General features: G+C 71.6%; 7 protein-coding genes and 1 pseudogene. 3 read left to right on the top strand and 5 right to left on the bottom strand.

The window, feature by feature from the left end:
- Positions 1 to 767 (top strand): annotated as a pseudogene (locus D471_RS0107630) (magnesium chelatase); the annotation flags it as partial.
- Between the two features lie 36 nt (positions 768 to 803).
- Positions 804 to 1,841, top strand: a complete 1,038-nt coding sequence (locus D471_RS0107625) for a VWA domain-containing protein (protein WP_017598065.1) — start codon at positions 804 to 806, stop codon at positions 1,839 to 1,841.
- A 6-nt stretch (positions 1,842 to 1,847) separates the two neighbouring features.
- Here the strand turns inward: D471_RS0107625 and D471_RS0107620 are convergent, their stop codons facing one another.
- Positions 1,848 to 2,660, bottom strand: a complete 813-nt coding sequence (locus D471_RS0107620) for a GntR family transcriptional regulator (RefSeq protein ID WP_026127509.1) — start codon at positions 2,658 to 2,660, stop codon at positions 1,848 to 1,850.
- Positions 2,661 to 2,668: 8 nt separating this feature from the next.
- Complete coding sequence (locus D471_RS0107615) at positions 2,669 to 3,397, bottom strand: GntR family transcriptional regulator (protein ID WP_026127508.1); 729 nt, start codon at positions 3,395 to 3,397, stop codon at positions 2,669 to 2,671.
- A gap of 285 nt (positions 3,398 to 3,682) precedes the next feature.
- Here D471_RS0107615 and D471_RS0107610 point away from each other — a divergent pair, with 285 nt between their 5' ends.
- A complete protein-coding gene (locus D471_RS0107610) occupies positions 3,683 to 3,934 on the top strand; it encodes a hypothetical protein (protein ID WP_017598062.1) in 252 nt (83 codons plus the stop codon).
- 235 nt (positions 3,935 to 4,169) lie between these two features.
- Here the strand turns inward: D471_RS0107610 and D471_RS0107605 are convergent, their stop codons facing one another.
- The 3 genes from D471_RS0107605 to D471_RS0107595 all read right to left on the bottom strand — a co-directional run bounded on the left by D471_RS0107605 (position 4,170) and on the right by D471_RS0107595 (position 7,653).
- Positions 4,170 to 5,315 carry a cystathionine gamma-synthase gene (locus D471_RS0107605; RefSeq protein WP_017598061.1) on the bottom strand — a complete coding sequence of 382 codons (1,146 nt, stop codon included), beginning with the start codon at positions 5,313 to 5,315 and terminating at the stop codon, positions 4,170 to 4,172.
- Positions 5,316 to 5,403: 88 nt separating this feature from the next.
- On the bottom strand, positions 5,404 to 6,144 hold the full coding sequence (locus D471_RS0107600; protein ID WP_026127507.1) for an acyltransferase: 741 nt from the start codon (positions 6,142 to 6,144) through the stop codon (positions 5,404 to 5,406).
- A gap of 141 nt (positions 6,145 to 6,285) precedes the next feature.
- A complete protein-coding gene (locus D471_RS0107595) occupies positions 6,286 to 7,653 on the bottom strand; it encodes a cystathionine beta-synthase (RefSeq protein ID WP_017598059.1) in 1,368 nt (455 codons plus the stop codon).
- Positions 7,654 to 7,984 lie beyond the last annotated feature (331 nt).

Here is a 7,984-nt window from a genome sequence, read left to right as displayed (position 1 = left end):
GGCTGCCGCTGGACCTGCTGCTGGTCGCCAGCGCCAATCCCGAGGACTACACGCACCGGGGGCGCATCGTGACCCCGCTCAAGGACCGGTTCGGCGCCCAGGTGCGCACCCACTACCCGCTCGGCCTCGACGACGAACTCGCGCTCGTGCGCCAGGAGGCGGCGATCCCCGAGGGCACGACCGTCCCCGCGCACCTGCTGGAGTCCGTCGCCCGGTTCACCCGTCTGGTCCGCGACTCGAAGAAGGTCGACGGCCGGTCCGGGGTGTCGGTGCGCTTCTCCGTCGCGGCCGCCGAGACCGTCGCCGCGTCGGCCCTGCGCCGCGCCGCGCTGACCGGTGAGGAGGTCCCCGTGGCCCGGGTCTGCGACCTTCCGTCGGTCGTGGAGCCCCTGCTGGGCAAGGTCGAGTTCGAGATGGAGGCCGAGGGCCGCGAGGCCGAGATCCTCCACCTGCTGCTGCGTCGCGCGGTCGCCGAGACCTTCCGCGCCCGGCTCGGGGAGAGCGACCTGAACCCGCTCAGCGACCGGTTCGCCGGGGGCGGCGCCGTCGAGACCGGAGACCTGGTCGGAGCCGCCGACCTGCTCCGCCGGGTCGGCACGGTCCCGGGCCTGGCCGCGATGATCGAGCGGGCGGCTCCGGAGGCCGAGGACGGACCGCCCACCCCCGGGCTGGCGGCGGCGGTGGTCGAGTTCGCGTTGGAGGGGCTGTACCTGGAGCGGCGCCTGGCCAAGGACACGCTCCCCGACGGGGGCGTCTACCGCTTCTGACACGGGGACACGAGGCACGCGGCGGGAGGAGAAGGCGTGAGGTTCCAGTACCGCGCGTACACCGGCGGCCCGGACCCGCTGGCCGACCCCGACCCGCCGCCCCGGGAGGAGCGGGTCGGGGTCACCGCGCTGGAGCACGCGCGGGGACGGGAGGGCGACGGAGACGGCGACGGGATCGAGGGCCGTCCCGTGGGAGGGTCGCGAAGCGGCGGTCTCCTGGCCCCGTCGGACAGGAGCGGTCACGGTCTGACCCCTCGTGAACTGCGACGGCTCGGTGACACGGCCCTGCGTGACATCGAACGCTCGGCGCGGGGGGCCGGCGGCCGGCACCCGGGAGGCGGCGGTTCGGGGGGCGATCCCGTCGGAACGCACGCGCCCCGCGAGCCAGACGACGACCGCCCTCTCGACCCCGTGGAGACCGTCCGCGCGGCGGCGCTGCGCCGTGCCGCGTCCCCCGGGGCGGCCCTGCGTGCCGAGGACCTCCGCGTCGCCGAGACCGAACCCGTCGGCGCGGCGGCGGTGTCGCTGCTCGTCGACCTCTCGCACTCGATGGTGGAGCGCGCGCTGCACACCGCGGTCACCCGGACCGCCCTGGCCCTGTACGCCCTGGTCCGTACCCGCCATCCGGACGATCGGATCCACCTGGTCGGCTTCGGGGAGAGCGCCCACGAGCTCACCCCCGCCCGGCTGGTCGCGCACGAGTGGCGGCGGACCCCCGGCACCAACCTGCACCACGCGCTGCGCCTGGCCCGAAGGCACGTGCGGCGCCACCGCGGCCTCCGGCCCCTGGTGCTGGTGATCACCGATGGAGAGCCCACCGCCCATCTGGGCGAGGACGGCCGTGCCCGGTTCGCGTGGCCGCCCGACCCGCGGACCGCCGAACTCACCCTGGCGGAGCTGGACCGGGTGCTGCGCGAGGGCGCTGAGGTGGTGTTCTTCCTGCTCGCCGACGACCCCCGGTTGCGCGACTTCGCCGCCGAGGTGGACCGGAGGCGTGGGGTACGGGTCGTGCGCGCCGACGCCGGGGCCCTGGGCCCTCTGGTCGTGGACCGGTACCTCGGACGTCGCGGGTGAGCGTGGTCAGAACTCGAAGACGTTGACGTCGGAGGCCAGGACGAGCAGCTCCTCGGGAGCGTCCCCACCGGAGTAGAGGAGCTGGTGGCGGTTGGCGGGCATGATCGTCTCGGTGAACCGCAGCGCCAGGTCTCCGGCGTAGGCGACGCGCTCCTGGACGAGTAGCGGGATTCCGGGGCCGAGCCCGAAGGCCTCCGCCTCGTCCGGCGAGGGCATGCGCGCGCCGACGACGTCCCAGTTCCAGGTCTCCTCGTGGCCCAGGTCGCGCAGGAGGGCGGCCACCCCGTTCGTGATCCGTTCGGGAGACATCAGCGGCGTGTTGTTGGCGATGGTGAACGGGACGTAGGTGACCTGGGACTGCCAGAGTCCGCCCTCGACGAAGCGGTCGCAGGAGCGGATGACCACGAGGCCGCCGTGCGGGGCCGTGCTCTTGGGCTCGGGGCGCAGCCGCTTGGCCACGCGCGGGCGCATGGTGTCGAGGCTGACCTTGATCTTCTCGTGGATGTGGTGGTATCCAGCGTCGCGCAGATGCGGCTGGTACCCCTCCTGGAAGCGTTCGGAGTCCGTGCCCCCGGAGACCGGTGTGGCCAGGTGGACGATGGGGCGGTGGTCGGCGGCGTAGGCCCCGCGTCCGGCGCGGATGGCGATGCGCCCCTCGTCCTGGAGGATGCGCATCCCCATCCGCGCCGTGGCGCGGGAGACGTCGAACCGCTCCGCGAGCTCCTCCTCACCGGGGAGCCGTTCGCCGGGCTTGTACTCACCTCTGGCCAGCGCCTCGCGCAGGTGATCGGCGACCACTGTCTTCTTCGACGTGCTCATGCTGTAGCTCAGTCCCGGTGGTAGGCCTTGAGGTTGCCGTGTTCGAACTGGTATCTGATGCTGTGCCCCGCGTAGACGGTGTGTACCACGCGGATCGGACGTTCCTCGGAGTAGTCGGTGCGGTGGACGTTCAGTACGGGCACGCCCGGGGGGAGTTCGAGCTGGGACGCCTCCTGGGGCGTCGGCATGCGGGTCTCCACCTCGTCGACGCAGCCCACCTGGCGGTGCCCGTGGCCCAGGAGGACCTCCAGGGCGCTGTCCACGTCCTCGGGGAGCATGAGCGCGGTGTCCTGGACGAGCTCCATGGGGTAATAGGCCGAGCTGATGGATCCGGAGACGTCCCCCGAGAAGCGGTACATGCGACGGACGACGGTCATGTCGCCCTCGGGGACGCGGAGGCGGCTGGCGATGTCCGGGGTGGCGCTCAGGAGTTGGAGCTCCTCCAGGGTCTGACCAGACAGGGCGGACTCGTTGAGGCCCGTGCTCTCTGTGGGGCGGGTGGCGTAGAACGTCTCGGGGACGACGTTCTGCACGAAGTGTCCGCGTCCGGGCCTGCTGAGGATGAGCCCCTGGTTGCGGAGCATGCCCAGGGCGAGGCGGACGGTGTTGCGGGAGGCCTCGAAGCGCTCCTCCAGCTGTTTCTCCGAGGGGAGTTGGCCCCCGGGGGGAAGGGTCCGCTCCTGGATCTCGCGGCGCAAGACCCGGGCGATCTGTCGATATCTACTCTCTGCCCGCATAAGTCCGCCCTCAGGGGGTATCAATCCAACACGTTCGCTTGTACCAACAAGGTGATCGCAACACCAACAGAACATGTACAGCCGGGTTACCTCAACCCATCCTAAAGGAAGGCCACCCTCAGTACACGGCCCCCAGCCCCGGAGCCGGAGGAGGACCCTTCGGTGCTCGCCCCCGCAGCCGGCCGCGGAAGGGCACGGAAAGACCTCGTGAGCACACGCGAAACCCCCCTCACGGCGTGAGGGGGGAGTCAGCGGAAGTGAACCGTCAGCCGTGAGGAGAACACCATGATCCCCCTCGTCATCGCGTTCGTCGGCCTCCTACTCCTGGGCCTGTCAGCGGGGTTCTTCCTGGCCGTCTCCATCGGGATCCGCCGCCAGGACCGCCGCCGGGGCTACCGCTCCCTGCGCGAGGAGGACGACGGCAGCGTCCTCTCCCGCACCGGAAGCCTCGTCGTCGGCCTGCGTTTCAGCAACGACACCCGCCCCTCCGGCCGGGACCACGCCCCTGATCCGGACCGCACCCCCAGTGCGGTCTGAGGTGCCCGAACACGGCCCGCAGCACAGCGGGGGCCCACGAAGGCACCGCTAGGGCCCGATTTCTTGGAGCGGTGACCCGAGGGGGTGTCGTTCGGGCGCCGGCAGGGTGCTGCAAGACGAGGCAAGCCGCGTAGCGAGGAACGAGCGACAGGCGCCGCCGAGGATGAAGCATCCCTGCCTCTTCGGGCGCCCGAACCCGGGCCGAAGCGCAGCGGAGGGCCGAAGCGAACGCAGCCTAGTCCTCCAGGGCCCGCAACAGGTCCATCACCAGGTCGCCGCCGGACTCGATACCGACGGAGATCCGGACCAGGTCGGCGGGAACCTCCAGCGGGGAGCCCGCGGTGGAGGCGTGCGTCATCCGCCCGGGGTGCTCGATCAGGGACTCGACCCCGCCCAGTGACTCCCCCAGGGTGAAGACCTCGGTGCGCTCGCACAGCCGCAGCGCCGCCTTCTCCCCGTCCCGCAGGGAGAAGGAGACCATCCCACCGAAGGAACGCATCTGCCGCTCGGCGATCTTGTGCCCCGGGTGACCGTCCAGCCCGGGGTAGTACACCCTGCGGACCGCCGGGTGGCCCTCCAGCTCGGCCACGACCTGCTCGGCGTTCGCGCTGTGCCGGTCCATCCGCACACCCAGGGTCTTGATCCCCCTCAGCGTCAGCCAGGAGTCGAACGGCCCCGGCACGGCGCCCATGGTGTTCTGGTGGAAGGCCAGCCGCTCGCCCAGGTCGGCGTCGGCGACCACCAGGGCGCCGCCGACCACGTCGGAGTGCCCGCCCAGGTACTTGGTCGTGGAGTGCACGACCACGTCCGCGCCCAGCGTCAGCGGCTGCTGCAGGTAGGGCGAGGCGAAGGTGTTGTCGACGACGTACAGCGCTCCCGCGTCGTGCGCGATCTGCGCGAGCGCCTCGATGTCGGTGATGTTGAGCAGCGGGTTGGTGGGCGTCTCCGTCCACACGACCTTCGTGTCGGGGCGCACCGCCGCGCGCACGGCCTCGGGGTCGGTCTGGTCGACCGCGTCCCAGGACACGCCCCAGCGCTCGACGACCTTGGAGACCAGGCGGAAGGTGCCCCCGTAGGCGTCGCCGGGGATGATGATGTGGTCGCCGGGTGAGAGGACCGTGCGCAGCAGCGTGTCCTCGGCGGCCATGCCCGAGGCGAAGGCCAGGCCCCGCGCGCCGGACTCCAGCGCGGCCAGGCACTCCTCCAGGGCGGCGCGCGTCGGGTTGCCCGTGCGCGAGTACTCGTAGCCCTGGCGCAAACCGCCCACGCCGTCCTGGGCGTAGGTACTCGTCTGGTAGATCGGCACCACCACGGCCCCGGTCCCGGCGTCCGGTTCCTGCCCCGCGTGGATGGCCAGCGTTTCAAACCCGTCGAACGTCATGGGGCCACAATAGCCGCCGCTTTCCCCGTGAACCCCACGTTTCACGCAGGAGGGAATGTGGCGGAGTCGCACGCCACCGCCACCGCCCTCAGGCGGGCGGGAACCTGGTGGCCGACCCCGGTTCGGGCGGTTCGATCGGCACCTCGGGCGGCAGCCCCGCGGCGGGGGTGGGCACGCGCGTGGGCGTACCGGTCTCGCGCATCGGCGGATCCCAGCCGAGCTCGGGATCGTGGGTGCGCACGACCTTGCCGGGAACCCCCGCGACGACACTGTGGTCGGGGTAGTGGCCGGGGCGGACCACGGTGCCCGCCGCGACGACGCAGTTGCGGCCCAGGTGGACGCCGGGCAGGATCACCGCGTTCGCGCCGATCCAGGTGCCGTCGCCGATGCTCACCGGGTCGTCGACGGGCCATTGGAGGCCGACGGGGATCTCGGTGTTGGCGTAGGAGTGGTTCTGATCCGTGATGTAGACGTACGGACCGGTGTAGACGTGGTCCCCGATGTCCACCGACTTGTGCGCGACGATGTGTGATCCGCGGCCGATCGCGCAGCCCGAGCCGATCCGGACGACGGTGCCGGGCCCGAGGTCGTAGTCCGGCCCCATGCCCGCTGCCAGGGTCATGTCACCGCCCAGGACGGTGTGTACCCCGATCTCGATCCACGGCTCCCCGTAGAGGGTGGCCGTGGGGAAGGCGATCGCGGAACCCACGCCGAAGCGCGCGAACTTCCGCGCGGCCTTGGAGTCCGCGCGGATTTCGGCGTGGCTCCGCGCGTACGACCAAGCGGAGCGGATGATCCAGGACAACAGCCGCGACACGCGAGCTCCCATGTATTACCTGCCAGTAACGTTGCCGCGAAGAGTAGCAGTGTCCGAGTATGCGACGCTCCGTCCGGTCTCCACACAGCGGGGCCCCGAACCGCGCTCGGTGGAACGCGGTTCGGGGCCCCGGATGCGCCGCGGCCGCCCCCGTCAGCCGGACAGGTGGGCCAACAGGTCCTGGCGGGTGAGGATGCCCACAGGCCGGCCGTCGCGCAGCACCACCAGAGCGCCGGAGCCGCGCAGCAGCCGCACGCAGTCGCCGACCGGAGTCCCCGTGCCGACCGTGGCCAGCGGCTTGCCCATGTGCGTCTCCACGCTGTCGTCCAGCTGGGCGCGGCCGTCGAAGAGCGCGTCGAGGACGTCGCGCTCGGCGATGGAGCCGACCACCTCGGCGGCCATGACCGGCGGCTCCTCCTTCATCACCGGGAGCTGGGAGACGCCGTACTCGCGCATGATCGCCACGGCCGTGCCGATCGACTCGTGCGGGTGGGTGTGCACGAAGTCGGGCATCTCACCGCCCTTGCCGTTCAGCACCTGGCCGGCGGTGGCCTCCTCGGTCTCGGCCGACAGGAAGCCGTAGTCGGCCATCCACTCGTCGTTGAAGATCTTGCCGAGGTAGCCGCGTCCCCCGTCGGGCAGCAGAACGACGATGACGTCGTCGGGGCCCGCGTCCTCGGCCACGCGCAGGGCCGCCTCGACCGCCAGGCCGCAGGAGCCGCCGACCAGCAGCGCCTCCTCACGCGCCAGGCGACGCGTCATGAGGAAGGACTCCTTGTCGCTGACGGCCACGATGTCGTCGCAGATCCCCGTGTCGTAGGTGCCGGGCCAGATGTCCTCGCCCACGCCCTCGACCAGGTAGGGGCGTCCCGATCCGCCCGAGTACACCGAGCCCTCCGGGTCGGCGCCGATCACCTTCCCCCGCCCGTCGGAGACCTCCTTGAGGTAGCGGCCGGTGCCGCTGATCGTCCCGCCGGTGCCGATGCCCGCCACGAAGTGCGTCACGCGGCCCTCGGTCTGGTCCCAGATCTCGGGGCCGGTGGAGTGGTAGTGGGACTCGGGGTTGTTCTGGTTCTCGTACTGGTTGGGCTTCCACGCCCCGGGAATCTCCTCGGCGAGCCGGTCGGAGACCGAGTAGTAGGAGTCGGGGTGCTCCGGAGCGACCGTGGTCGGGCACACCACGACCTCGGCGCCGTAGGCGCGCAGCACCGCCAGCTTGTCCGCCCCCACCTTGTCCGGGCAGACGAAGACGCAGCGGTAGCCCTTCTCCTGCGCGACCATCGCCAGCCCGATCCCGGTGTTGCCGGAGGTCGGCTCGACGATCGTGCCGCCCGCCCTGAGCTCCCCGCTCTTCTCCGCCGCCTCGACCATGCGCAGGGCGATGCGGTCCTTCACCGAACCGCCGGGGTTGAAGTACTCCACCTTGGCGAGAATGGTCGGCGCGAGCCCCTCGGTGACCTTCCGGAGTCGCACGAGCGGGGTGTCCCCCACCAGGTCGATCAGTGAGTCGTGTACCCGCACTGTGGGCTCCTTCAGCATCGTGGCGGCCGGATCCGTCGGTCCGCCTGGTCCTTCGCCCCGGTCGCGCCTCCCGGGGCCGTGGGCCGGTCCGGCCCACCACACTCCCGACTCTAAGCCGTTCCCGTGCCGTTCGCGCCGTTCACGTCGGGTGTCGGTGCCGCCGGCCGTCACGTGCGGGCTCGATCCGGCTCACCGAACGGAGCGGATCGTGTGCCGCCCGGGGTACGTGACCCGGGACCACTCCGGTTGTAGCCTCGGATCGAACCGGCCCGCCCCAGGGCGGACGGAGACGAGGCCCCGGGGGTGGTCCGATGCTGCGAGCCGCGCGCGC

The sequence above is a fragment of the Nocardiopsis lucentensis DSM 44048 genome, from assembly GCF_000341125.1.
Classification (GTDB): domain Bacteria; phylum Actinomycetota; class Actinomycetes; order Streptosporangiales; family Streptosporangiaceae; genus Nocardiopsis; species Nocardiopsis lucentensis.
The sequence above is the reverse complement of the archived record's forward strand: the minus strand, read 5'-3'. Positions and strand labels throughout refer to the sequence as shown.

Excerpts from the sequence above, each read along its gene's own strand:
- D471_RS0107620 (WP_026127509.1), bottom strand. The coding sequence starts at position 2,660 with ATGAGCACGTCGAAGAAGACAGTGGTCGCCGATCACCTGCGCGAGGCG.
- D471_RS0107615 (WP_026127508.1), bottom strand. The coding sequence starts at position 3,397 with ATGCGGGCAGAGAGTAGATATCGACAGATCGCCCGGGTCTTGCGCCGC.
- D471_RS0107610 (WP_017598062.1), top strand. The coding sequence starts at position 3,683 with ATGATCCCCCTCGTCATCGCGTTCGTCGGCCTCCTACTCCTGGGCCTG.
- D471_RS0107605 (WP_017598061.1), bottom strand. The coding sequence starts at position 5,315 with ATGACGTTCGACGGGTTTGAAACGCTGGCCATCCACGCGGGGCAGGAA.
- D471_RS0107600 (WP_026127507.1), bottom strand. The coding sequence starts at position 6,144 with ATGGGAGCTCGCGTGTCGCGGCTGTTGTCCTGGATCATCCGCTCCGCT.